The sequence below is a fragment of the Micromonospora endolithica genome, assembly GCF_003626595.1.
In the GTDB taxonomy this organism is placed as follows: Bacteria; Actinomycetota; Actinomycetes; order Mycobacteriales; family Micromonosporaceae; genus Micromonospora; species Micromonospora endolithica.
Genome location: NZ_RBAK01000006.1, coordinates 209,414 through 232,729, shown reverse-complemented (window position 1 = coordinate 232,729; position 23,316 = coordinate 209,414). Strand labels below are relative to the sequence as shown.

The 23,316-nt window shown below is 74.5% G+C and carries 24 protein-coding genes; 5 read left to right on the top strand and 19 right to left on the bottom strand.

What is annotated here, in order from left to right:
* Positions 1-116 precede the first annotated feature (116 nt).
* The 6 genes from D7223_RS17380 to D7223_RS17355 all read right to left on the bottom strand — a co-directional run bounded on the left by D7223_RS17380 (position 117) and on the right by D7223_RS17355 (position 4,895).
* Entirely contained in the window at positions 117-1,274 is a 1,158-nt protein-coding gene (locus D7223_RS17380) for an NAD(P)/FAD-dependent oxidoreductase (protein ID WP_120729444.1), read from the bottom strand.
* Positions 1,271-2,080, bottom strand: a complete 810-nt coding sequence (locus D7223_RS17375; protein ID WP_120729443.1) for a hypothetical protein — start codon at positions 2,078-2,080, stop codon at positions 1,271-1,273. The genes D7223_RS17380 and D7223_RS17375 overlap by 4 nt, the downstream gene beginning before the upstream one ends.
* Positions 2,077-3,018, bottom strand: coding sequence for an ABC transporter ATP-binding protein (locus D7223_RS17370; RefSeq protein WP_120729442.1), 942 nt, complete (start codon positions 3,016-3,018; stop codon positions 2,077-2,079). Before D7223_RS17370 ends, D7223_RS17375 begins: the two co-directional genes overlap by 4 nt.
* A complete protein-coding gene (locus D7223_RS17365) occupies positions 3,015-3,221 on the bottom strand; it encodes a helix-turn-helix domain-containing protein (RefSeq protein ID WP_120729441.1) in 207 nt (68 codons plus the stop codon). The genes D7223_RS17370 and D7223_RS17365 overlap by 4 nt, the downstream gene beginning before the upstream one ends.
* On the bottom strand, positions 3,221-3,700 hold the full coding sequence (locus tag D7223_RS17360) for a DUF2975 domain-containing protein (protein ID WP_120729440.1): 480 nt from the start codon (positions 3,698-3,700) through the stop codon (positions 3,221-3,223). Before D7223_RS17360 ends, D7223_RS17365 begins: the two co-directional genes overlap by 1 nt.
* 82 nt (positions 3,701-3,782) lie before the next feature.
* Complete coding sequence (locus D7223_RS17355; protein ID WP_238162088.1) at positions 3,783-4,895, bottom strand: hypothetical protein; 1,113 nt, start codon at positions 4,893-4,895, stop codon at positions 3,783-3,785.
* A 188-nt stretch (positions 4,896-5,083) separates the two neighbouring features.
* On the opposite strand from D7223_RS17355, the gene D7223_RS17350 reads away from it, so the two are divergent.
* Positions 5,084-6,670, top strand: a complete 1,587-nt coding sequence (locus D7223_RS17350; protein ID WP_120729439.1) for an LLM class flavin-dependent oxidoreductase — start codon at positions 5,084-5,086, stop codon at positions 6,668-6,670.
* 13 nt (positions 6,671-6,683) lie between these two features.
* Here D7223_RS17350 and D7223_RS17345 read toward each other — a convergent pair whose 3' ends face one another.
* Complete coding sequence (locus D7223_RS17345; protein WP_147252552.1) at positions 6,684-7,658, bottom strand: hypothetical protein; 975 nt, start codon at positions 7,656-7,658, stop codon at positions 6,684-6,686.
* Between the two features lie 183 nt (positions 7,659-7,841).
* Positions 7,842-8,687, bottom strand: a complete 846-nt coding sequence (locus D7223_RS17340; RefSeq protein ID WP_238162087.1) for an SAM-dependent methyltransferase — start codon at positions 8,685-8,687, stop codon at positions 7,842-7,844.
* A 252-nt stretch (positions 8,688-8,939) separates the two neighbouring features.
* On the opposite strand from D7223_RS17340, the gene D7223_RS17335 reads away from it, so the two are divergent.
* Complete coding sequence (locus D7223_RS17335) at positions 8,940-9,863, top strand: alpha/beta fold hydrolase (RefSeq protein ID WP_202864669.1); 924 nt, start codon at positions 8,940-8,942, stop codon at positions 9,861-9,863.
* Between the two features lie 4 nt (positions 9,864-9,867).
* Here D7223_RS17335 and D7223_RS17330 read toward each other — a convergent pair whose 3' ends face one another.
* Together D7223_RS17330 and D7223_RS17325 are read right to left on the bottom strand one after the other, a co-directional pair.
* Positions 9,868-10,416 (bottom strand): hypothetical protein, encoded by a 549-nt coding sequence (locus D7223_RS17330; protein ID WP_120729436.1) that lies wholly within the window; start codon positions 10,414-10,416, stop codon positions 9,868-9,870.
* Between the two features lie 82 nt (positions 10,417-10,498).
* Positions 10,499-10,864 carry a winged helix-turn-helix transcriptional regulator gene (locus tag D7223_RS17325; protein ID WP_120729435.1) on the bottom strand — a complete coding sequence of 122 codons (366 nt, stop codon included), beginning with the start codon at positions 10,862-10,864 and terminating at the stop codon, positions 10,499-10,501.
* Between the two features lie 87 nt (positions 10,865-10,951).
* Between D7223_RS17325 and D7223_RS17320 the strand changes: the two genes are divergently transcribed.
* Positions 10,952-11,587 (top strand): NADPH-dependent F420 reductase, encoded by a 636-nt coding sequence (locus tag D7223_RS17320; protein ID WP_120729434.1) that lies wholly within the window; start codon positions 10,952-10,954, stop codon positions 11,585-11,587.
* Between the two features lie 3 nt (positions 11,588-11,590).
* On the opposite strand, the gene D7223_RS17315 is transcribed toward D7223_RS17320, so the two are convergent.
* The 7 genes from D7223_RS17315 to D7223_RS17285 form a co-directional block, all read right to left on the bottom strand.
* Positions 11,591-14,572 (bottom strand): Hsp70 family protein, encoded by a 2,982-nt coding sequence (locus D7223_RS17315; protein WP_120729433.1) that lies wholly within the window; start codon positions 14,570-14,572, stop codon positions 11,591-11,593.
* Between the two features lie 103 nt (positions 14,573-14,675).
* On the bottom strand, positions 14,676-15,200 hold the full coding sequence (locus D7223_RS17310; protein ID WP_120729432.1) for a hypothetical protein: 525 nt from the start codon (positions 15,198-15,200) through the stop codon (positions 14,676-14,678).
* Positions 15,201-15,287: 87 nt separating this feature from the next.
* Entirely contained in the window at positions 15,288-16,007 is a 720-nt protein-coding gene (locus D7223_RS17305) for a hypothetical protein (protein WP_120729431.1), read from the bottom strand.
* Positions 16,000-16,572: an RNA polymerase sigma factor gene (locus D7223_RS17300; RefSeq protein WP_120729430.1), complete on the bottom strand. Its 573-nt coding sequence runs from the start codon at positions 16,570-16,572 to the stop codon at positions 16,000-16,002. Before D7223_RS17300 ends, D7223_RS17305 begins: the two co-directional genes overlap by 8 nt.
* Positions 16,514-18,070, bottom strand: a complete 1,557-nt coding sequence (locus D7223_RS17295; protein WP_222622264.1) for a phytoene desaturase family protein — start codon at positions 18,068-18,070, stop codon at positions 16,514-16,516. The genes D7223_RS17300 and D7223_RS17295 overlap by 59 nt, the downstream gene beginning before the upstream one ends.
* A 107-nt stretch (positions 18,071-18,177) precedes the next feature.
* Complete coding sequence (locus tag D7223_RS33995; protein ID WP_120729428.1) at positions 18,178-18,561, bottom strand: SdpI family protein; 384 nt, start codon at positions 18,559-18,561, stop codon at positions 18,178-18,180.
* 9 nt (positions 18,562-18,570) lie between these two features.
* Positions 18,571-19,449, bottom strand: a complete 879-nt coding sequence (locus tag D7223_RS17285; protein ID WP_120729427.1) for a bile acid:sodium symporter family protein — start codon at positions 19,447-19,449, stop codon at positions 18,571-18,573.
* A gap of 107 nt (positions 19,450-19,556) precedes the next feature.
* On the opposite strand from D7223_RS17285, the gene D7223_RS17280 reads away from it, so the two are divergent.
* Positions 19,557-20,801 (top strand): MalY/PatB family protein, encoded by a 1,245-nt coding sequence (locus D7223_RS17280; RefSeq protein ID WP_120729587.1) that lies wholly within the window; start codon positions 19,557-19,559, stop codon positions 20,799-20,801.
* A complete protein-coding gene (locus D7223_RS17275) occupies positions 20,794-21,195 on the top strand; it encodes an MmcQ/YjbR family DNA-binding protein (RefSeq protein ID WP_120729426.1) in 402 nt (133 codons plus the stop codon). Before D7223_RS17280 ends, D7223_RS17275 begins: the two co-directional genes overlap by 8 nt.
* On the opposite strand, the gene D7223_RS17270 is transcribed toward D7223_RS17275, so the two are convergent.
* Both D7223_RS17270 and D7223_RS17265 read right to left on the bottom strand, forming a co-directional pair.
* Positions 21,176-22,543, bottom strand: a complete 1,368-nt coding sequence (locus D7223_RS17270) for a pyridoxal phosphate-dependent decarboxylase family protein (protein WP_120729425.1) — start codon at positions 22,541-22,543, stop codon at positions 21,176-21,178. The two genes, D7223_RS17275 and D7223_RS17270, sit on opposite strands and share 20 nt — an antisense overlap.
* Positions 22,544-22,631: 88 nt before the next feature.
* Positions 22,632-23,183, bottom strand: a complete 552-nt coding sequence (locus D7223_RS17265) for a hypothetical protein (protein WP_147252553.1) — start codon at positions 23,181-23,183, stop codon at positions 22,632-22,634.
* Positions 23,184-23,316 lie beyond the last annotated feature (133 nt).

Here is a 23,316-nt window from a genome sequence, read left to right as displayed (position 1 = left end):
ACCCGACCGAGAGCCGCAGATTAAGTTTGGATCCCAAACTTTGTCAATCGGCGGCAATCGATCAGCATCCCGGTCGGGTCGCACCACGGAGGACGTCCGCGTCGTCGGGCGAGCCGCTACCGGCACCGACCCGTCGCCGGTCGGGCCGCGAACGGCGCGACGGCGGGGAAGGAACCGTCGCCGAAGAGGATCCGGCCGGCGGCGGCCCGCCCGGGCGGCGTACGCAGCAGGGTGAACGCCGCCGCCGCGACGGCCGGCGTGCGTACCTGGGCCAGACCCTGGCGCAGCAGCAGCCGGCCCCGGAAGCGGGCCCGCAGCGCGGCACCGTCGTAGTGCGCCAGCGCGGTGGGCCGGCCGGCCCGCAGGGCCTCGTCGAGGACGGCGGCGGCGAGTTCGGACAGCCGCAGGCACGGGTCGAGGCCCCCGGCGGTGAGCGGGGAGACCGCGCCCGCCGCGTCGCCGACCAGCAGCCCGTCGACGCAGCCGATCCGGCGCAGCACACCGCCGACCGGGATCGGGCCGCCCCGCCGCTCGACCTCCTCCGGGCGGTCCACCCCGGACAGCCCGGGCGCGGTGGCGGCGAACCGCCGCAGCGCCCCCCGGAGCCCGTCGCGGAAGCGGTGGGCGTAGCCGGCCACGCCGACGTGGGCGTGCCGCCCGTCGTTGACGACCCACGCCAGGTAGCCCGGGGCGACCGCGGGGTCGAGCACGCAGTGGAACGCCGGCGGCCCGTCACCGCGGGGAACTCCGAAGACCTCCTCGGCGCCGACCAACAGGTGCCGGTTGCGGTCCAGGGCGAGATCGCGGGCGACCCGCGAGCGGGCCCCGTCGGCGCCGACCACGAACCGCGCCCGGACACCGGTGGGCCCGTCCCGACCGGCCAGCAGGAAGACCTCGCCGCGCCGACCGGCGTACCGGGTGCCCAGCGCGATCCGGACCCCGGCATCGGTCGCCGCGCGGGCCGCCGCCACGTACAGCGGCGCCATGTCGCCGACCCGGTACTCGTCGCGCGCGCTGTCCAGCGTCACCGGGCGACGCAGCCCCGGCGGGTAGAGCACGACCCGCCGGATGGCGGGCCCGAGGCAGTCGGGGGGCAGCGGAAAGTCCTCAAGCGTACGCCGGACGAAGATGCCGGTGGTACGGATCGCGCCGGTGAGCGTGGGACGCCGTTCGACCAGCAGCACCTCGTGGCCCTGCCGGGCGAGCAGGGTGGCCGTGTGCAGGCCGGCCAGCCCCGCCCCGACGACCAGCACGTCGACCTGGTCGGTCGTCATCGGTTCGCGTCGTCCCGGGTCAGCCGCAGCCAGCCGGCGAGCGACACGCCGCCGGCCCAGCCGAGCAGGACCGTCACCGCGGACGACGTCGTCATCCCCGGCACCTCGCCGAGCAGGAGGAACGCCGCCCCCGTGCCGGGCAGGACGTCGGCCAGCGCGTCCATCCACGCGTAGCCGAACTGCGGCAGCAGCAGCGGCAGCAGCAACATCAGCAGGAAGACCGCGACCAGGGCGCCGGCGGTGTGGCGCAGCAGGAAGCCGAGCCCGACGGCGAGCAGGGCGCCGGCCGCGACGACGAAGGCCACCGTGCCGAGCACCTCGACGCCGTCGTCCCACGGCAGCCGCAGCAACGGCCGGGCCGTGGTGTGGGCCGCCAGGGCGGAGGCGAGTCCCAGCAGCGCGCCGGCGACGGCGGTGGTCCCGGTGAGCACCAGGGCGCGGGCCAGGAAGAGGATCGTCCGGCGGGGCGTCCACTGCAGGGCCGGGACGATCCCGCCGGTGGCGTAGTCGGACGTGACCGCGAGCAGGGTGAGGGCGAGCAGGGCGAACTGGGCCGGCATGGCGGTGATCGTCGAGATTCGCCATGCCGGATCGCCCTGCGGCGGATCCGGGCTGCCGGCCGCCTCGAAGCCGGCGGTGGCACCGATCCCCACCATCACCGCGGCTGCCGCGGCCAGGAACCACCAGGTGGCCCTGACCGTCCACAGCCGGGTCCACTCGGCGGCACAGGCACGGGCGAAGACCTGGCCGGTGGAGAGATCCCGGGCCTCGTCGCGCCGGTCGCGGGCGGTCGGCGCGGCGGTCACCGTGCCACCTCCGTCCTCGTCGGGGTCGGCTCCGCCGGTCGGCCGTGGTATTCCACGTCGTCGCCGGTGAGCGCCAGGTAGGCGTGCTCCAGGGACTGCTGCGCCTCGGAGAGGTGGTGCAGCGGGAGGTGGCCCTCGTTGGCCACCTCGCCGACCTCCTCGGCGGTGCTCTCCTCGACCCGCAGCTCGTGCGTGTCGACGCGCTCGGCGGTGAGGCCGCGCTCCCGCAGCCGGGCGAGCAACTCCTCGGACCGCGAGCTGCGGACCCGCACCTGGAGGCGGCCCAGACCGCCCAGGATCTCCGCCGTCGTGGCGTCGGCGATCAGTCGCCCGCGCCCGATGACGACCAGGCGGTCCGCGGTCTGCTGCATCTCGCTCAACAGGTGGCTGGAGACCAGCACGGTGCGGTCCTGGTCGGCGAGCTGGCGCAGCAGCCCGCGGATCCAGCGGATGCCGTCCAGGTCCAGGCCGTTCATCGGCTCGTCGAACAGCAGCACCCGGGGGTCGCCGAGCAGCGCCGCGGCGATCCCCAGCCGCTGGCGCATGCCCAGCGAGTAGCCCCGGATCCGCCGGCCGGCCGCGCTGCCGAGCCCGACCTGCTCGACGACCTCGTCGATCCGACGCTCCGGTACGCCGTTGGTCCGGGCAGCCACCCGCAGGTGGCTGCGGCCGGTGCGGCCGGCGTGCACCGAGCCCGGGTCGAGCAGCGCGCCGACCTCCCGCAGCGGTTCGGCGAGCGCGGTGAACGGCCGGCCGTTCACCAGCACCGTCCCGGAGGTGGGCCGGTCCAGGCCGAGCATCATCCGCATCGTGGTGGACTTCCCCGCCCCGTTGGGTCCGAGGAAGCCGGTGACCTTGCCGGGCTCGACGTCGAAGCTCAGGTCGTCGACGGCCAGCACGTCGCCGTACCGCTTGGTGAGGCCCCGGACCTGGATCACTCGTCGACCCATTCGAGCAGGTCACCGGGCTGACAGTCGAGCACCCGGCACATGGCCTCCAGGGTGCTGAACCGGACCGCCTTGGCCCGGCCGTTCTTCAGCACCGCGATGTTCGCCGGGGTGAGGCCCACCCGCTCGGCGAACTCACCCACGCTCATCTTGCGTTTGGCCAGTTCGACGTCGATCCGCACGACGATGGGCATCAGATCACCGCCTCCATGTCCGTGCGCAGGGTGGTGGCCTGCCGCAGCAGGGCCCGCATCACCACCATCAGCAGCCCGAACACCGCGACCCCGACCAGGATCAGGAACAACAGCAGGGGAAGCCCGGGATCGTTGGCGTTGAAGCCGACGTACAGGAAGACGCCCACGAGCACCGTCCAGGCGGCGGCGATGGCCCACACGATCGCGTCCACCCACACCAGCGACGCCTGGGTGAAGATGCGGTCGTTCTTGACCAGGGTGAGCAGCTTCCAGGTGGCCACGATCACCACCTGGACGCACAGCACCCAGAAGATCGTCACGATGGTGGCCGGCCAGCGCAGGTACGCCTCCTCCGGTGACTGCTCCGCCATGTAGGCGAACTGCCCGGGCAGCGACATGGTCTGGAAGACCACCAGGACCCCGAACAGCACCACGAGGAAGACCCGGAGCGGCAGCACCGCTCGATGTTCAGCAAGCATGCATCGACTATCACGCAATACCTATCGAAAGTCAATCGGTACGGCGTTCGCCAGCCTGGTGCGTGGCCGCTCGTCGGCCAGGTCAGCGCCGTGCCGGGGAGCCCCTGCGCCTGCGCCGGGCCACGAGCAGGCCCACCACGACCGCGCCCAGCCCACAGGCGCCGGCCAGCACGATCGGCGTACGCCCGACGCCGGTGCGGTCGCTCGTCGCCACGGCGGACGGCCCGGGAGTCGTCGTCGACCCCGCAGTGGTCGGCGGTGGGGTGGACGGCGGTGGGGTGGACGCGACCGCCGCCGGCCGGGGGTAGCGGAGGACAGGTGCCCGGGTGCCCGGCGGCTGGCCGGCGGTCTCGGACACGGTGAGCAGGGACCGCCCGTCACCGCTGTAGGTGATCGACTCGCCCTGCGGCTCGTCGGGCAGCGGCGTGACCGACGGGGTGGAGCCGGTCAGCGCGGCGACCACGTCACCGTCGGGGACCTCGAACTCGAAGGCGTCGGCGTACGTGCGCAGCACCACCCGGCGTCCGTCCGGGGCGGTGGCGGCGCCGGTGACCGCGGTCCGGCCGAGCGCCGAGAACGGGTTGCTCGTGGTGGAGGCCGGCAGCCGGACCTGCCCGACCCGGGCCAGTGGCACGGTCCGCCCGGTCCGCAGGGCGGCGGTCGGGGCATACAGGACGGCCGAGTACTTGGTCACGATCAACGGCCGGCCGTCGCCGGTCACCAACATCGCCTCGGCGTCGTGCGGGCCGTCCGGGTACGCCATCCGGTACAACACCGGCGCGTCCGCCCCCGGCGCGAGTTTCCACACCGCGACCGTCTCGCGGGAACGGTTGTTGTCACCGATGTCCGCCACCCAGAGCGTGCCGTCGGCGCCGACCGCGAGATCCTCGGTGTCCCGTGGCGTCGACGGGTACGACACCGTCCGCACCACGGCGCATGCGCGATCGAGGAAGAAGACGCGCCGACGGGACTCGTCGTCCGCGCCGTCGTTGATCATCACGAACCCGTCGTCGGTGGCGACCATCCCGGAGATCTCGGTCAGCCGGCCGTCGCGTACCTCGCACCGGGTGGTGACGGCGACCGGGGTGGGTGACGCCGCCGCGTCGACCGGGAAGGCCGCGCCGACGAGGACGGCGGCCACGCCGACCGTGGCCGCCAACCACCGGGTGCCGCCGCCGCCCCGCCGTCTCGGCACGTCTGGCCCGGTGAACCGCATCCCGCCATCCAACCACGGCCTGGTCCGGTCCTTCCCCGGCGCGCGAGTCGTCGTCCCCCGCGCCGGCCCGGGGTACCCGTTCCCGGGGATACGATCCGATCATCGGCGCGGTCCGGATCCGGGTTCACGCCGCGCGGCGCACACCTGCGTGGAAAGGTCGACACGTCATGAGCGACTACGGGCACCCGCTGACCTTCGGGGTGTTCCTCACCCCGGCCAGCGCGGACCCGGACGGGGTGGTGCGGCTGGCCGTGCAGGCCGAGCAGGTCGGTCTGGACCTGGTCACCTTCCAGGACCACCCGTACCAGCCCGCGCACCTGGACACCTGGACGCTGCTGAGCTTCGTCGCCGCCCGCACCAGCCGGGTCCGGCTGTCGCCGAACGTCGCGAACCTGCCGCTGCGCCCCCCGGCCGTGCTCGCCCGCGCGGTGGCGAGCCTGGACCGACTCAGCGGCGGCCGGGTGGAGCTGGGGCTCGGGGCGGGCGCCTTCTGGGACGCCATCGAGGCCATGGGCGGGCACCGGCTCACCCCCGCCCAGGCCGTGCGGGCGCTGGACGAGGCCATCGAGGTGATCCGGCAGATGTGGGACACCGACAGCCGGGGCGGGGTCCGCGTGCACGGCGAGCACCAGCGGGTGGTCGGCGCGAAACGGGGACCCGCGCCGGCCCACCCGGTCGGCATCTGGCTCGGCGCGTACAAGCCGCGGATGCTCGCCCTGACCGGGCGGCGGGCCGACGGCTGGCTGCCGTCCCTCGCCTATCTCCAGCCCGGCGACCTGGCCCGTGGCAACGCCGTCATCGACGACGCCGCCGGGGAGGCCGGCCGGTCCCCCACCGACGTACGCCGGCTGCTGAACATCCAGGGACGGTTCGGCGCCGTCGGGCGGGGCCCGCTGGACGGCCCGGCCGAGCAGTGGGCCGAGGAACTGGCGGATCTCGCGCTCACCGACGGGGTGAGCACCTTCATCCTCGCCACCGACGACCCGGACGACCTGCGCCGTTACGCCGGCGAGGTCGTTCCCGCGGTGCTGGAGCAGGTGCGGGCCGAACGGTCCGCCCCCACGTCGGCCGCCACCCCACCGCCGCCGACGGGTTCGCCGGCCCCGGCGGTCCCGCCGGTGGCCGGGACGTCGGTGGCGGGGACCTCGGTACCGCGCGGGGCCTTCACCGTGACACCGACTCCGGACGACGGCACCCGGCGCAGCGCGATCCGGGTCTGGGACGAGGCGGAGCGCCCCACCGGCCCGGCGCGCGACGACACCCGGACCTACACCGCTCACGACCTGGCCACCGCGCAGCACCTCGTCGAGGTCCACGACGGGCTGCGCGCCGAGTTGGCCCAGCTCTACGACATCATCGACCAAGTGTCCGCCGGGACCCTCGGCGCGGGCGCCGCCCGCTCCCACATCAACACGATGACGATCCGGCAGAACAAGTGGACCCTCGGCACGTACTGCGAGTCGTACTGCCGGATCGTCACCACCCACCACACCCTGGAGGACCAGGGCCTGTTTCCACACCTGCGGGCCAACGACGCACGGCTCGCGCCGGTGCTGGACCGGCTGGAGCGGGAGCACCACGCCATCCACGACGTCCTCGAACGGGTCGACCGCGCGTTGGTCGCCTACGTGTCGGTGGACGACGGCACCGCCGAGCTGCGCGCCGCGGTCGACCTGCTCAGCGACACCCTGCTGTCCCACCTGTCCTACGAGGAGCGGGAGCTGGTCGAACCGCTGGCCCGACTCGGCATGTGACCCGCCCCGGCGGTCAGCCGATGACGAGACTCTCGGTGACCGACGTGCCGTTCCAGGTCGCGGTGATGGACGCCGGCTCGGAAACCGAGGCCGACTCGCTGACGGTGACCGGGAAGGTGGTGCCCGGGCTGCCGGGCGGAACGAAGACCGACGGCGGCACGGTCACCCCTTCGGTGGTGGTGGTCAGCGCGATCGTGACGCCGTCGGGGTTCGGGGCCGCGCCGATCCCGATCGCGGCCTCGGTCACCGCGCCGCGCCTGGCGTAGCCGGGCCCCAGATCGAACCGGTTCGGCAGCACCACCAGCTCGGTCGCCGCCGCGCTGGCACCCAGGTGCGCCGAGGGTCGGATGATCTCGGCCTCGCTGATGCTGTCCACCCAGGCGTCGAAGGTGGCGGTGGTGCTGCCGGCGGGAACGGTCACCGCCAGGGGCATGATGACCACTGGTCCGTACGAGGTGTTGCGCCGGACGTCGACGGTGACACCGCCCTGCGGCGCGGGACTCCGCAACACCACCACGCCGGTCGTCCACGTGTTCGCCAGGGCCACCCGGGGCGTGAAGCGCAGCTCGGCCACTGCCTGGTCGGTCGGCGGCCGGACGACGACCTCGGCCACCCGTTGCAGGCTGCGCCCGCTCACCTGCGCGTGCAGCGCCACAGTGGTCGGCACGGCGTACGAGCCGACCCGGATCGGGAAGCTGACGCTGGTCGCCCCGGCCGGCAGGTGCACGCGACCGCTGGTGAAATCGTTGTACCGCGCGTCGCCGTAGACGAAGACGTCCATCCCGCCGACAGGCGCGGCGCGGGACATTGTGATGGTCTGGGTGGCGGTCTGGCCGGCGGTGATCACCGGCGGCGACACCGAGCTGGATAGCGCGAGAGCCCTGGGCGTGCCTGCCGGTGCGGCGCTGGCCGGGCCGGCGGTCGGAAGCGCCAGCAGACCGACGGTCGCGGCCGCCACCAGGGTCCGGGCCCGCCGAACAGTCCTCATCATTCGTCCCCCTCCACGACGACATCCGTACGGCTCGACCCAACCAACGGCCGACTCCGCCCGCCAGCGCGGCGCGGTAAACGTCGTCGTCTCGTAAGAACTGGCCCGGCGGGGGTCGCCGGCAACCGGGACGCGCCACACCTGGCCGTCCGCCGGCCGGAGCGCACCCGAGGCGGGGGCAGGTCAGGGCTTGCGGGCCACCGCGCCGTAGATGGAGGCCTCGGCCAGCGACGGGCGCTGCTCCGGCGGCACCCGTGGTCGCCACTCGGTCACCGGGACGATGCCCGGCTCGACCAGTTCCAGGCCGTCGAAGAACCGGGCGAACCCGGCCCGGTCCCGGGGGACGGTGTCCTGCTTCATCCGGCCGGCGGCGAACTCGGCGTACATCCGCTCGACGATCGCGGCGGGAATGTGGTCGGTGGTGAAGTGGGTCAGCGCCAGCCAACTCCCGGCGGGCAGCGCGTCGACCAGCCGGGCGACCCGCTCGTGCGGGCGGTCCTCGTCGGTCAGGAAGTGCGCGACCGCGACCAGCACCAGGGCCACCGGCCGGGACAGGTCCAGGGTGGCGGCCAGTTGCGGATCGCCGAGGATCCGCTCCGGATCGCGCAGGTCGGCGTCGAGGTAGGCGGTGGCCCCGGCCGGACTGCTGGTCAGCAACGCGCGGGCGTGCACCAGCACCATCGGGTCGTTGTCGACGTAGACCACCCGGGACTCGGGGGCCACGGCCTGGGCCACCTCGTGGGTGTTGTCGGCGCTCGGGATGCCGGTGCCGATGTCGAGGAACTGCCGGACCCCGGCCTCCTCGGCGAGGAACCGCACCGCCCGGCCGAGAAAGGCGCGGTTCTCCCGGGCCAGCGTGCGGATGGCCGGGTAGACGGCGGCGATCTGGTCGCCGGACTCCCGGTCGACGGCGAAGTTGTCCTTGCCGCCGAGCCAGTAGTTGTAGCGGCGGGCCGGATGCACCACGGTGGTGTCGATCCGGTCGGCGCCCCGCCGCTCGTCTCCGCCCGGAACCGACGGTGCCGTCACGAGACCTCCCCAGGTCGACCGGCGGCGCCGCAGCCGGTTGTCACGCGGCGCGCTCTGCGGGGCTCATCCTAGGTGCCGTGCGGCGACCGGGTGGTCCCGTCACCGTCCCGGGCGACCGTGCCCGAGGGGCGTCCGTACCGTCCCCGGGGGCCTGTTCTTCGGCGTTCCGGGGACGTGTCGGGGGCCGGATTCCTAGTATTCATGGGCGGTCCGGCGCGGTCCGAGCCACGACCCGATCCCGAGGAGCACCCGATGGACGACAACCGCTCCGGGACCGGCTCGGCAGCCCTCCCCGAGACCGTCCGGCAGGTCGACGCCGGGGTCCTGAACGTCGGTTACGTCGATGCCGGTCCGCCCGACGGCCCGGCCGTCGTCCTCCTGCACGGCTGGCCGTACGACATCCACAGTTTCGTCGACGTCGTGCCGCTGCTCACCGACGCCGGCCACCGGGTCGTCGTGCCGCACATCCGTGGGTACGGCACGACCCGGTTCCGGTCGGCGGACGCGGTCCGCAACGGCCAGCCGGCGGCCATGGCCCTGGACATCGTCGCGCTGATGGACGCACTCGGGGTGGAGCAGGCGACGCTGGCCGGATTCGACTGGGGCGGCCGGACGGCCGGCGTGCTCGCCGCACTGTGGCCCGAGCGTTGCCGGGGTCTGGTCGCGGTGAGCGGGTATCTGATCGCGGGCCAGGACTCGGGCCGGGTTCCGCTCTCGCCGGTCGCCGAACACGCCTGGTGGTACCAGTACTACTTCGCCACCGAACGCGGCCGGGAAGGGTACGCGCGGAACCTGGCCGACTTCGCCCGGCTGATCTGGCGGACGGCGTCCCCGAAGTGGGAGTTCGACGACGCGACATTCGACCGTAGCGCCGCCTCGTGGGACAACCCCGACCACGTCGAGATAGTGATCCACAATTACCGGTGGCGGCTCGGCCTCGTGCCCGGTGAACCCCAGTACGACGACATCGAGAAGCGGCTGGCCGGCAAGCCGACGATCGCGGTACCCACGATCACCCTGGAGGGGGACGCCAACGGCGCACCGCATCTGGAGCCGAGCGTCTACCGCGCGCAGTTCACCGGCCGGTACGAACACCGGACCGTCAGCGGGGGCGTCGGGCACAACCTTCCCCAGGAGGCGCCCCGGGCCTTCGCCGACGCGGTGCGGGAGGTCTGAAGGCTCAGCCCTCGGCGCCGGGCGACACCGTCGGCGGCAACGGCAGCTCGACGGCGTCCACCGACCCCTGCGGCACGGCGGAGTGCACCGGCGGCAGCCGATCGGCGCGGGGGCGGCGACTGTGCAGGACGCCGGTCGGGTCCGGCCGTCGGTGCACCGCGCAGGACACCATCCGGATCGGCGGCGGCGGCGCGGTGAACCGGCCGGCGCCCCACCGCACCCAGAGCGTGACCCGTCCCGCGTCGGCCTCGGCGAGCAGCTTCTCCCACGTGCGGCGGCGCGTGCCGTGATCGACCTCGACCACCACCGGCGGACCGTCGGGGCGGGCGCAGGCCACGTCGAGCACCGACTGCCGGGCGGACATCGGTGGCGGCAGCGGCAGCACGCTGGGTGCCCGCCGGTAGACCCGCCAACCCTGCTCCCCCGCCCAGTCCGCCACCGCGTCGATCAGCCGGGCGGTGACCTGGTCCGTGGTCAGGTCGGTGAAGGTGACCGCGTCGAGGCGCCCGGCCAGCGACGCCGCCAGCCGGTCGGCATCCGCATCCTCCACCACCGTCGCAGGGTAACCGCGCGACCGGCGTCGCCGCGAGCGGACGGCAGCAGGGCACGGTCACCGTCGCACAGGTCGTCGCCGGTCACGACGGTGTCGACGAGCCGGTGAGTGCTGCCTGGTTCGCCGCGGCCCACTGGGCCAGTTGTGCCAGCGGGCCCTCGGCGAACGACTGCCCCAGAGGCGACAGCCGGTAGACGGCACCGCGACCTCCCGGCACCCGTCCGTCACGGTCCAGTCGGGCGACCAGGCCCCGGGTCCGTAGCCGGTGCAGTGTCTGCGTCAGGACCTTGTCGCTGATGCCCCCGATACGGCCGAGCAGGTCGTTGCGTCTCGTCGGGCCGGCTCGCAGCGCCGACAGGACCACCGGGTCCCAGGTGTGGTTGATGAGTTCGACCGCCGCGCGGACATGGCAGTCCGACACGAACGTCTGGCAGGTGCCGTCGATCATCCGTCCAGGGTCGCAGCGTCTCCTACCAAACGGTAGGAACCGGCCTCCTAGCGTTTCCCGGGTCATCCCCCAGACGAGGAGAGAACGGTGAAGGTAGGAATCCTGGGAACGGGCCACCTCGCCACCACGCTCGGCCGGGCGTGGGCCGGCGCCGGGCACGTGGTCATGGTGACCGGACGCGATCCGCGGAGGGCCGACCGGGTGGCCGGCCAGATCGGCGGCGCGGCCCGGGCGGTCGTCCCCGCCGACTTCGCGGCGCGGGTGGAGGTGGTCGTGGTCGCGGTGGCGTGGGAGGGCCTGGCGGAAGCGCTCGTCCTCGTCGGCGGCGCTGACGGGTCCCTGAGCGGCCGGACGGTGATCGACTGCACCAACGCCGTCGACTACGCCACCGGGCAGCTGAAGCCGTCGTCGGACTCGGCGGCCGAGCTGGTCGCCCGGGTCGCGCGGGGAGCGCACGTGGTGAAGGCGTTCCACCTGTTCGCGGGAGCCTCCTGGCCCTACTCGGGGCCGCATGACTCCGCACCTGTCGTGGCGATCTGCGGTGACCAGCCCGAGGCGCTCGAAACCACCGGCACGCTGGCCGGAGATCTCGGTGCGCGGACCGCGGTGGTCGGTGGGCTGGGCAGCGCACGCCAGTTGGAGGAGGTCGCCGGCTTCGTGATGCGCGTCGTGGCGGCGGGGTGCAATCCCCGGCTGGCCGTCCCGGACGTCGCGGGCCGGTAGCACCTAGTCGTCGGCGAACCGGTGGAGGACGAAGTCCTCTGCCGACCCGCAGGCGATCACGCTGGTGTTCCACGAGCACGTCTCGCCGCGTACGTCCTCCAGCCGGCCCATCTCGGCCACCACCCCGGTGGCCACCGGCAGCCCGGCCACGCTGGGGTCGTCCTCGGCCGAGGTCAGCGGGTCGGCGAAGAGCAGCAGGTTGCCCGCGTCCAGCCGGACCGCCACCCCGCCCCGGTCGCGCAGCACCGCCCGCCCGTCCGGGGCGAACAGGGTGCCGGCCGACTCCGGGGAGGTGCGCCGGGCCAGCAGGTGCTCGCCGAGCGGGACCAGCCGGGTCGCCTTCGGCGCCGACCAGCGCTTCACCTCCTTCTCGGTGGCCGCCACCACCTCGGCGGTCGCGTCGTCGCCGCCGGTGACCTCCAGCAGGCACGCCCGCCGCTCACCGCACGGGACCAGCGCCTCCGGCCGCCTGCGGTCGTCGTCCGCGGTGTACAGCACGATCGGCTGGGCGTCGCTGGTCAGGTCGTACGCCAGCAACTGGTACCGGGGCTCGTTGCGGGCGACGTACAGCCGGTCCCCGTGCGCCACCAGCAGGTCGTCGGGTGCGGCGATCCCGGGCCGGGTGCGGACGATCTCGCCACTGACCACGTCGACGGACCGCACCGTACGGTCGGCGCCCACCTGCACGATCCGGCGCACCTCGCCGCGCCACGGGTCGCGCGGGGAGCCGTCGAGGTACGCCGGGCCGCCCAGCGCCTCGTCGGTGAGGACCGGGTGGACACTGGTCCGGGTGCCGCCGTACTGGTCGGTCGGGTTGGGCTCCGACCACTTCTCGAAGCCGTCGGCCAGGCGCAGGCCGACCAGCCGGTTGCCGGCCCGGTCCACCAGCACCGCGGTCCCCTCGCCGTAGAGCACCCGGTCGCCGCCGCGCACCGACCGGGTCCACCGCTGCGCGCCGCTGCCGCCGTCGAGCACCACCAGGTCGCGGGGCGTGTCGTCGCCGATCGCGTCGGCGAGGACCGCGACAGCCCCGGGCAGGGCGACGATCCCCTCCCACCGCTGCGACGACACGGTGGTCTGCCGACGCCACGCCGGGTCACCGGTGTCCGCGTCGACGGCCACCACCTCCAGCCGCCCGTCGGGCAGCCGGTGTGCCAGGTACGCCCGGTCGCCGAGCATCGCGGTGAACATCTCCGTCGGCCGCTCTCCGCCGGCGGGGATCCGGGCCACCTCGACGAGGGACGTCCGGAAGTCCAGCGCCGGGTAGCGGTCCCGGGTCAGGTACAGCACCGCCGCGGCGACCACCGCGGCGAGGGCGGCCAGCGCACCGAGGGTGACCCACCGCGCCCGGCCGCGGGGAAACGCCGGTCCGGTCCGACCCCCGCCGCCGGGTGGCGGGGGCACCGGGCTTCCCGGCCGGCGTACGCCCGCCGCGCCGTCGGGGTGCGTGGACCCGCCCGGCCCCCAGCCACCCGGCCCGGCGGCCACCGGCGACCCCGGCGGACTGGGCGCGACGAGCGGCGAACCCGGCGGCGCGGGCACGGTCGGGGCGGTCGCCGTGTCCTCGACCACGGTCGGCGCCGACCCGGCGGGCAGGGCCGGCGTGATCCCCTCCGGTCCGGCCACGGCGGTGGGTGCGGGCGCCGCCGCGTTCGCCGGCCCGGGCGGAGCGGCGGACCCGGGCGACGCCGGCGGGACGTGCGCGGCTCGGGCCGGGTCGCCGGATCCCGGTTGCCGGGGAACGGCCGCTTGCGGCACCGGATCCGACCCGGCCGGGTGTGGCGCGGGCGCAGCCGGTGCCCCGGGCGCGGCGGCCGGACCGGCGGCGGCGACCGGGCGGCTTCCCCGGGGCAGCGGCAGGTCGGTCAGCGCACCCTCGGCCACCGGCAGCTCCGGCTGCTCCAGTACGGTCGGCGCGACGCCCAGCTCGGCGTGCAGCAGCCGGGCCACCATCGGCATCCGGGTGGCGCCGCCGACCAGGAAGAGGCCGGCGAGCTGCCGCGGATCGAGCCCGGCGGCGGCGATCACCTCCCGGGTCACCGCCACGGCGCGGGCCAGCAGCGGCGCGGCCGCCCGTTCCAGGTCGTCGCGGGTCAGGGTGACCGGCGCCGCCACCCCCGGCACGACCACCGGCACGGCGGTGACCCGGGACAGCATCTCCTTGGCGCCCCGCACGTTGTCCCACAGCTCGTGCCGCTCCCGCCACCCGGTGGCCGACTCCGGGTGCACGAGCCGCCGCCACCGCTGCGGGTGCGCGTCGGCGACCAGCTCACCGAGCCGGCCCAGCAACGCGGCGTCGACGTCCAAGCCGCCGAGGTCGTCGGCACCGCCGGCCGCCACGACGGAGAATCCGGAGTCGCCCCACGGGTCGGCGCCCTCGTGGCGCAGCACGGCGACGTCCAGCGTTCCCGCGCCGAGGTCGAACACCGCGACCGTCCCGCCGACCGGCACCGGCCGGCGCAGGATCTGGGTGTAGTACCGGGCGGCGGCGACCGGCTCCCGCAGCAGCCGGGTGCCGTCCGGGGTGGGGCCGGACAGGGTGTGCTCGGCCGCGGTGGGCCACCCGGCGAAGGCGAGGGCGTCGGCGAGCACCTGGCGGCGGGAATCGCCCCAGGTCGCCGGGCAGGTGACCACCGCCGGGGGCAGGAAGCCGACCGCCTCGACCGCCGCCCGGCCGACCGCCTGCAACGTCGCGGCCAGCAGTTCGGCCGGCCGGTACCGACGGTCGGCCAGCGACACCGTCGGCTCGTCGACGCGACGCTTCGGGTTGGGCTCGTACCGGCCCGGGTCGGTGCGGGCCAGCCGCTGGGCGTCCACGCCGGCGTGCAGCACCCCGGCGGGGTCGACGTACACGCCAGAGGCGATGAGCGGCTGCCCGCCGACCAGCAGCGCGCGGGTGTGCCCGTCCGGGCGGCGCAGCACGGCGACGGTGTGCGAGGTGCCGAGGTCGACGCCGAGCGCGTACCCCTCAAGCTGGCCTGCCATCTGCCGAATACCTCCGCAGGACGTGGGGATGCCGGCCCCGCATCGTACGCAGCCACCGCACCGCCACCGCTCCCGCCCCGAGCAGCCGGCGGGGTCCAGGTCCCTAGCTCTCCGCGTACCCCAGGTCCATCGTGTCGGTACGCCCGGACCAGGAGAGTTCGAGGTGCCAGCAGCCGGCTCGGGGCAGGTCGACGACGGACGGGCCGGGACCGCCCGGCACCTCACGGGTCACCCGGATGCCGGATCCGGCCAGCGTCGCGGTGATCCTCAGGGTGGCCGGCTCCGTCACGGGCGGGGTCGGGGCGGGACGGGCGACCCAGAGGATCTTGTTGGTGGACCCGTCGGTCCGGGCCACCCGCAGCGGGTTGCCGAACAGCACCGCGGCGATCTCGTCCTGCGCGCCGACGACGTGCGGGGCCCGGGCGTCCCCGCTGAACCCGGCGTCCGCCCAGACGGGCAGCGGGCCCCGCTCGACCCGGTCGGCGCAGCCGGTCGGTGCGGACGCCGGCGCGCTCGTCGGGGCCGTGGTTCCCGGTTCCGCGACGGGGGCGGTCGACCGTCCGGTGGTGCACCCCGCCAGCATCAGCACCGCCACCGTCACCCACGACAGCCTGCTCCAGGTACCCATCTCACGCCTCCGGTCCGACGTCGTGCCCGCTCGTGCGTTCCACTGTCGGGACACCGGCCGGGCCGCACCGGTTCCCGGCCCGGACGCTCAGTCCAGCGAGTCGGCGATCGCGACCGCCTCGTCCCTGGTCAGGGCGCCTTCCAGTCGATAGGCCACGTCGCCCTCCTGCCAGATCAGGGTCGAGGCGGCCAGTCGCGCGGTCTCCTCGCGGACGGTGCCGGCGCGATCCACGTAGGTCAGCGCGTGCGGGCCGTCGACCCAGACCGCCAACCCGCCGTCCACGTGGGCCAACGCCACCCCCGGCCCGACGGCCCGCTTCAGGAAGAGCAGGTCGACGCGTCCGTCGAAGGCGTCCACCCGCAACGCGCCGCCACGGTAGAGCAGCGTGGCCACCCGGTGGGCGCCGGTGGCGTCGGGGTCCGCGACCTGCACCTGCTCCGGGGGGCCGAGCTTCGCCGGGACGCGGAGCGGGAAGCGCACCGCCCGCCGCGCCTCGTCGAGGGCGACCGGGCGCCGCGACGGCAGCGGTGACGGCGTGGCCGCCGGCGACGCCGGCCCGGTCGAGGTGACGATCCTGATCCCGGCGAAGCGCACCAATCCCGCCACCGCGTCGGCGAGTGCCGCCCGGCCCGGCGGCAGGACGGCGACGACCAGGGCGACGAGCACCGCGGCGGCACTGTATCGCCACCGACGCCACCGGGGCGCGGGGGTGGCCAGCCGTACGCGTACCCCGGCGGTCACGTCCGGCGCGTCGGGCGTCTCCAGCCAGCCGGACAGGTCACGCAGCTCCCTTTCCAGGTCATCCACAGCGCACCTCCGCCGGGTCGAGCAGGCCGCGCAGCTTCGCCAGCGCCCGGGAGGTCCGCGACTTCACCGTGCCCCGGGGCCACCCCAGCATGGCGACGGTCTCGTCCTCGCTGAGGTCGAGGAAGAACCGGCAGACGATGACCTCGCGGTCCTTCACCGGCAGTAGGCGCAGGGCCCGGACCAGCGCGGCGCGGCGCTCCCCGGCCAGCACCGTGTCGACCGCGACGTCCCCGGCGACCTCCGATCGCGGGTCCGCCGCCGCCGCCCGCAGGACGAGCCCGTCGCGCCGGCCGCGTGTCCGATGCAGGTTGCGGGTCTCGTTGGCGACGATCGCCAGGAGCCAGGCGCGGAACGACGACTCCCCCCGGTACCGGGAGAGCTTGCGGTACGCCTTGACGAACGCCTCCTGGATGACGTCCTCCGCGTCCGGACCCGCGCCGAGCAGCACCGCCGTACGGTGCGCGGACGCGGTGTGGCCGGCGACCAGGGCGGCGTACGCCGTCAGGTCACCGTGGCGAGCGCGGTTGACGAGTTCCTCGTCGTCCAGTGTGGCCTCCCGTGCCATCACCTTCCTGACACCGCTCGGGAGGTCCGGGTTCCACCCGGTCGGGGCCGGCCACCAGGGTGAGCGGATCGGTGCGGATGCCGAACCGGTCGCGCAGTGCCCGCCGTGCCGCGTGCACCCCGCACATGCCGTGGACCGCCTGGCCGGGCGGGGTGGAGGCGGAGCAGAGATAGACCCCGGGCAGCGGGGTCCGGTAGGGGTCCCACCGCGGTACCGGCCGGGCCACCAGCTGCCAGGCGGTGGTGGCCCCGCCGGAGATGTCGCCACCGAGGTAGTTCGGGTTGTAGGACTCCCACCGGTCGGCGGTGATCACGTGTTCGGCCAGGATCAGGTCCCGGAAACCGGGGGCGAAGCGTTCCACCTGGTCCTTGACCTGTTCCCGGACGTCGCGCGGGGATCCGTTCGGCACGTGTGCGTACGTCCAGAGCACCTGTCGCCCGGTCGGCGCCCGGGACGGGTCGACCACGCCCGGCTGGGCCGCCAGCACGTACGGACGCTCGGCGTGCCGACCGGCGGCGACCGCGGCCTCGGCGGCGGCGGCCTCCTGCCGGGTGCCGACCAGGTGCAGGGTTCCCGCCCGCGCGCAGTCCGGCGCCTGCCACGGCACCGGGCCGGCCAACGCGAAGTCCACCTTGCAGGCGGCCCCACCGCGTCGGTACGCGCGCAGGCTCCGGGCGTAGCCGGCCGGCAGCCGCGTGCCGGCCAGGCGCAGCAGACCAGCGGGCGTCAGGTCGAGCAGGACGGCGTGCGCCGCCGGCAGTTGCGCCAGGTCGTCGATGGGGGCGTCGGTCACGATCCGGCCGCCCCGGCGGCGCAGTTCGGCGGCGAGCGCGTCCACGATGCGCTGGCTGCCGCCCTCGGGCACCGGCCAGCCGACCCCGTGGGCCAGCGCGGCCAGCACGACACCGACCGCGGTGGCGCCGATGCCGCCGACCGGCGCGATGGCGTGGGCGTTGACACCCGCCAGCATCGCCGGGGCGACCTCGTCGCGGAAGTCGAGCGGTCCACGGGCGGCCAGCCGGCGCAGCACGCGGACGGCCAGTTGACCGGCCAACCGGGGATGCGCGGGTGGGCTGCGCAGGTCGGACATGACGACGTCGGCGAGGTCGCCGGACCGCCGCGCCAGGGGGTCGAGCAGGCGACGCCACGCCGCTCCGTCCCGCCCCAGGTCGGCCGTGGTGCGCCGCAGGTCCCGCCAGGCCAGTCCGGCGCGGCCGCCGTCCAGCGGGTGCGCGTAGGAGACCTCCGGGTGCAACAGTCGTACGCCGTGCGCCGCCAGGTCGAAGGCCCGGAAGAACGGTGACGCCAGGGCCATCGGGTGGACCGCGGAACAGACGTCGTGCCGGTAGCCCGGCAGCGTCAGCTCCCGGGTACGCGCCCCGCCCCCGATGGTGGACGCCGCCTCGTAGACCTCGACGCGCAGGCCCGCGCCCGCCATCACCAGGCCCGCCGCGAGCCCGTTCGGCCCGGCGCCCACCACGACCACGTCGGTTCGCACCCGACCACCCGCACTGTCCGGCTCCACCGGCCCACCCCTTCCCATCGGTCCTCGCCGGACCGGTCAACGGGCCGACGGCGACGGGTCTCCGTCACCGCGGCGCCGACTCAACGCCCGCCGTCCACCGCGACCGCGGCCCGGTCACCGAGGTAGCCCAGGTAGAGCAGGTAGGGCACGACCAGGACGGCGAGCACCAGGACCGCCGCGATCACCGGTGGATCACCGAAGGCGGCGCCGAGGACGACCGGCAGCGGGGACAGGACGGCGAGCAGGATCCCGGTGCGGTACAGCGGACGCTCGACCCGGCGGTGTGCCGCGTACCAGTGTTCGATCGACTTCATGGTGGCTACCGTGCGTACCCCGGGCTGCGGTGCATGTTCACCGACGGCCGCAGCGAGGCCCGGGCCGTGAAGGAGACGAGCCAACCCAGGAATGCGTAGACCACGGAGAGGAACGCTCCGGCCAGCAATCTCCACACCCCCCTGACGCATCGGGCAACGTCACTGTAACGGTTCCGCCCGGGTGGCGCGCCGGGTCACCAGGTAGCCGAAGGCCGCCGCGGTGAAGAACATGACGATGCCGTAGACCGCCGCCGGGATCGCCATCTGGGTGCTGTCCAGCAGCGCCGGGCTGAGCGCGATCGTGATGGCCAGGGTGCTGTTGTGGATGCCGATCTCGAAACCGGCCGCCGTCGCCGCGCTCCGGTCGACCCCGGCCAGCCGCGGCACGCCGTACCCGATGGTGAGGCTCAGCAGGTTGAACGCGAGCACGGCCAGGCCGACCGAGACGAAGTAGTCGGCGATGTTCTCCCGCTCGCCGAGCACCGCACCGGCGATCACCGCGACCAGGACGACCACGGACAGGATCCGGACCGGCCGGTCCAGGCGGGCGGCGAGGCGGGACGCCCGGGCCCGGATCAGCATGCCGACCGCGACCGGGAGGAGCACGATGGCGAACACCTGGAGAACCTTGTCGAACTGCAGGCCGATGCTCCTGCCGTCGTCCAGGAAATAGGCCGCCGACAGGTTGACCACGATCGGCAGGATGAACACGGCGAGCACCGAGTTGATGGCGGTCAGGGCGATGTTCAGCGCCACGTTGCCGCCGAACAGGTGGCTGTAGAGGTTCGCGGTGGTGCCGCCGGGGGAAGCCGCCAGCAACATCATCCCCACCGCCAGGGCCGGCGGCAGGTCGAAGGCGAGCACCAGGCCGAAGCAGAGCGCCGGCAGCACCAGCAGCTGGCAGACCAGCGCGATGACGGCCGCCTTCGGGTGCCGGGCCACCCGGCGGAAGTCGTCGGTGGTCAGTCCGAGGCCCAGACCGAGCATGATGATGCCGAGGGCGACGGGAAGTCCGATCAAGGTCAGGGCGGAGTCCATGACACGACATCGTTACCACCCGGTAACGCCGCCACCATCCCCCGTGCGGCCGGGTGTGGAGGCCGCGCGCCGGCAGGAACGTCGGCCCAGACCCTAGGGTGGACGGCATGGCAGGATCCGCCCCCTCCGCCGACGGCTCCCCGACGCAGAACCCGCTCACCCGGCTGACGCTTGACGAACTGCGGCAGCGCACCAGCGTGAAGTGGCGCCTGCACCCGCCGGACGTGCTCCCCCTCTGGGTGGCCGAGATGGACGTCCCCCTCGCCCCGGCCGTCGCCGACGCGCTGCGCCGCGCGGTCGACCTGGGCGACACCGGGTACGCGCACGGGACGGCGTACGCCGAGGCGCTCGCCGAGTTCGCCGCCCGGCGCTGGGCCTGGCACGACTTCCGCGTCGACCGCACCACCGTGGTGCCCGACGTGATGATCGGCATCGTCGAGGTGCTGCGGCTGGTGACCGACCCCGGCGACGCGGTGGTGGTCTGCCCCCCGGTGTACCCGCCGTTCTACGCGTTCGTCGGCCACGCCGACCGGCGCGTGGTCGAGGCGCCCCTCGGACCGGACCTGCGGATGGACCTCGCCGCCCTGGACGAGGCGTTCGGTCACGCGCGGGCAGCCGGACGCCGTCCGGCGTTCCTGCTGTGCAACCCGCACAACCCGACCGGTGTGGTGCACCGCCGCGACGAGCTGGAAGCCGTCGCCGCGCTGGCCGACCGGCACGGGGTACGGGTGATCTCCGACGAGATCCACGCTCCCCTGGTGTTCGCCGGGGCGCACTTCACGCCGTACCTCACGGTCGCCGGCACGGCGAACGCGTTCGCCGTCGTCTCGGCCTCCAAGGCGTGGAACCTCGCCGGCCTCAAGGCGGCGCTCGCGGTCGCCGGTCCGGACGCCGTCGCCGACCTCGCCCGGATGCCGGAGGAGGTCAGCCACGGCCCCAGCCACCTCGGCGTCCTCGCGCACACGGCCGCCTTCCGCGCCGGCGGGCCGTGGCTCGACCGGGTGCTCGACGGTCTGGACGCCAACCGCGCCCTGCTGGCGGCGCTGCTGGCCGAGCACCTGCCCGCCGTCCGGTACCACCGCCCGGAGGGCACCTACCTCGCCTGGCTGGACTGCGCCGCGCTGGGCATCGACACCCCGGCGCCGGGCGACGGACCCGGCATCGCCAGCGACCTGGCCGGTCCGGCCCGGATGTTCCTCGACCGCGCGCGGGTCGCCCTCAGCTCCGGGCACGTCTTCGGCACCGGCGGGACCGGCTTCGTCCGGCTCAACTTCGCGACCTCGCCGGAGATCCTCACCGAGGCGGTCACCCGGATGGGCCGGGCGGTCGGCGGGGGGCCCTCCGATGGCTGACGCCGACGACGTCCGGCGGCTGGCCCGCGCGCTGCCACACGTGGTCGAGATCGACAGCGACGGCTTCGACTTCCGGGTCGGCGGCAAGGGCTTCGTCTGGTCCTACCCCGAGCGCCGGCCCGGCGAGCCGCGCCGCATCCGGACCGACATCGCCGTGCTCTACGTCGGCGACGAGGCCGAGAAGCAGGCGCTACTGCTCGGCGAACCGGAGGTCTTCTTCACCACCGCCGGGTACGACGGGCTGCCCCTGGTGATGCTGCGGCTGGCCCGGGTGACCGTCGACCGCCTGCGGGAACTGGTAACCGACGCGTGGCACATGCGGGCCCCGGATCCGCTGGGCGGCGACACCGCCGAGATGCCGAGCGCCGCCGAGGTCAGGCCGCCAGCCGGGTGATCGCGGCGACCGACCGGTCCACGTCCGCCCCAGTGGTGGTGGCGTTCGACACCGAGATCCGCATCAGTCGTCGTCCCCGCCAGGTGGTGCCACCCATCCAACACGTGCCGTCCGCCTGCACCGCCGCCACCACCCGCTCGGTGCGCGCGTCGTCGCCGAAGCCGACCAGCACCTGGTTGAGGACCACGTCGTTCACCACCTCGAACCCGGCCGCGGTCAGCCCCTCGGCGAACCGGCGGGCCAGCGCGCAGCAGCGGTCGACCAGCGCGGCGACCCCGTCGCGGCCCAGTTCCCGCAGGCCGGCCCAGACGGCGAACCCCCGGGCCCGCCGGGAGGACTCGGCGGTGAGGTCCGCGCCCACCGGCGCGCCACCAGAACCGACCAGGTACGCCGCCGTGTAGGACATCGCCGCGGCGTGCGCCTCCGGCCGGGCGCAGAAGGCGAAAGCCGTGTCGTACGGCAGATTCAGCCACTTGTGGCCGTCGCACGCCCACGAGTCCGCCAGTTCCAGCCCGTCCACCAGGTGCCGGGTCGCCGGGCTCGCCGCAGCCCACAGCCCGAACGCGCCGTCCACGTGCACCCATCCGCCGTGCCGGTGGACCAGCTCGCCGGCCTCGCGCAAAGCGTCGCACGCACCGGTGTTCACGTTGCCGGCCTGGAGACACACGATGGTCGGGCCCGGAGCACCCGCCCGCAGCACGTCCCGCAGCGCACCGAGGTCGATGGCACCGTTCGGTCCGGCGGGCACCGGCTCCACCACGTCCAGTCCGAGGCCGAGCAGGCGCAGCGAACGGTCGATGGTGCCGTGCCGTTCGGTCCCGGCGACCACCCGGATCGGCGGGGCCCCGAGCAGCCCGCGTCGTTCCACGTCCCAACCCGCGTCCGCCAGCACCTGATGCCGGGCCGCGGCCAGTCCGGCGGTGTTCGCCGCCTGCCCGCCGGTGACGAAACCGGCCGACGCCGACGGCGGTATCCCCAGCAACTCCTTCAGCCAACCACCGGCGGCGGCCTCGGCGGCGACGGCGGCCGGTGACAGGACGGCGTTGAACGCGTTCTGGTCCCACCCGACGGCGAGCATGTCGGCCGCGGTCGCCGCCGGCAGCGCGCCACCGACCACGAACCCGAAGTAGCGCGGACCGGCGCTGGCCACCAGACCGGACTCCGCCGCCGCGAGCAGGTCCGCCAACACCCGCTCCGCCGGGGTGGGCGCGGCGGGCAGCGGGCCGGCGAACGCCTCAGCCACGGCTTCGTGGTCGGTCGGCAACCCGACCGGTCGCTCCGGCAACGACCGACGGTAGTCGGCCGCGTGGTCGGCGGCCGAACGGAACAGGCGACGCAACTCCTCCACCGACGCACCATAGACCCGAACCCGGGCAGCCAGGACCCCGCCGGCACCGGACCACGGAGACAACGGCGTCAGCTCGTGGTGTCGTCGGTCAGAACCACTGCCGTACGACGACGCCCGCGCCGCCGTTGTTGTCGCCCAGGTTGTTGTCGTTGAAGGTGAAGACCAGGTTCGGTGCCGGGTCGCCGTTGCTGGAGAACAGCATGCAGTCGCTGTCCGTGCCGACCGGGAACCAGGAGCTGGATCCGTGACTCCGGCTGGTCTTCTTGACCCACATCGAGCCCGAGGTGACCCGGGCGATCAGCGCGTACCGGGGGGCGCCGGGCGCCGGCCAGCCGCCGGCGGTGGGCGCTACCGGCAACTCGCCGGCGATGCTCTTCCTGGTGCCCCACGCGTCGATCCAGACGGTGCCCTGTGCCCGTATCCGGAAGGCGTCACCGTGGATGATGCTGATCGGCGACGTCCACGTCGTCTGCCCGCTCCCGGGGGCGGGCCAGGCGGCCGGGTCCTGGTGCTGCGGGACGGTCGAGTCGTAGCAGCCGTCCAGCGCCGTGTCGGCCGCGGCCGGGCCGGCCGGCAGCAGCGCGGCCGTCGCGGTCAGGACCGACACGGCGACGGTCGAGACGAATGTCCTCATGCGCATGGCGACTCCTCGGAGAGTCCGCCGACCGCGGCCGCCGACGGTGGCGCCCAGTGTCGCCTGCCCGGGCAACAGCTCCGATCGGGAACGCCTCCGTCGCGCTTCAGGACTGGTCGCCACTCGGCGAGATGACGGT

Bases quoted from the DNA above. Each gene is read 5' to 3' on its own strand.
- D7223_RS17280 (WP_120729587.1), top strand. From the start codon at position 19,557: ATGGCAGGATCCGCCCCCTCCGCCGACGGCTCCCCGACGCAGAACCCG.
- D7223_RS17335 (WP_202864669.1), top strand. From the start codon at position 8,940: ATGGACGACAACCGCTCCGGGACCGGCTCGGCAGCCCTCCCCGAGACC.
- D7223_RS33995 (WP_120729428.1), bottom strand. From the start codon at position 18,561: ATGCGTCAGGGGGGTGTGGAGATTGCTGGCCGGAGCGTTCCTCTCCGT.
- D7223_RS17300 (WP_120729430.1), bottom strand. From the start codon at position 16,572: ATGGCACGGGAGGCCACACTGGACGACGAGGAACTCGTCAACCGCGCT.
- D7223_RS17275 (WP_120729426.1), top strand. From the start codon at position 20,794: ATGGCTGACGCCGACGACGTCCGGCGGCTGGCCCGCGCGCTGCCACAC.
- D7223_RS17365 (WP_120729441.1), bottom strand. From the start codon at position 3,221: ATGCCCATCGTCGTGCGGATCGACGTCGAACTGGCCAAACGCAAGATG.
- D7223_RS17285 (WP_120729427.1), bottom strand. From the start codon at position 19,449: ATGGACTCCGCCCTGACCTTGATCGGACTTCCCGTCGCCCTCGGCATC.
- D7223_RS17325 (WP_120729435.1), bottom strand. From the start codon at position 10,864: ATGATCGACGGCACCTGCCAGACGTTCGTGTCGGACTGCCATGTCCGC.
- D7223_RS17360 (WP_120729440.1), bottom strand. From the start codon at position 3,700: ATGCTTGCTGAACATCGAGCGGTGCTGCCGCTCCGGGTCTTCCTCGTG.
- D7223_RS17310 (WP_120729432.1), bottom strand. From the start codon at position 15,200: ATGGGTACCTGGAGCAGGCTGTCGTGGGTGACGGTGGCGGTGCTGATG.
- D7223_RS17350 (WP_120729439.1), top strand. From the start codon at position 5,084: ATGAGCGACTACGGGCACCCGCTGACCTTCGGGGTGTTCCTCACCCCG.
- D7223_RS17380 (WP_120729444.1), bottom strand. From the start codon at position 1,274: ATGACGACCGACCAGGTCGACGTGCTGGTCGTCGGGGCGGGGCTGGCC.
- D7223_RS17345 (WP_147252552.1), bottom strand. From the start codon at position 7,658: ATGAGGACTGTTCGGCGGGCCCGGACCCTGGTGGCGGCCGCGACCGTC.
- D7223_RS17265 (WP_147252553.1), bottom strand. From the start codon at position 23,183: ATGCGCATGAGGACATTCGTCTCGACCGTCGCCGTGTCGGTCCTGACC.
- D7223_RS17315 (WP_120729433.1), bottom strand. From the start codon at position 14,572: ATGGCAGGCCAGCTTGAGGGGTACGCGCTCGGCGTCGACCTCGGCACC.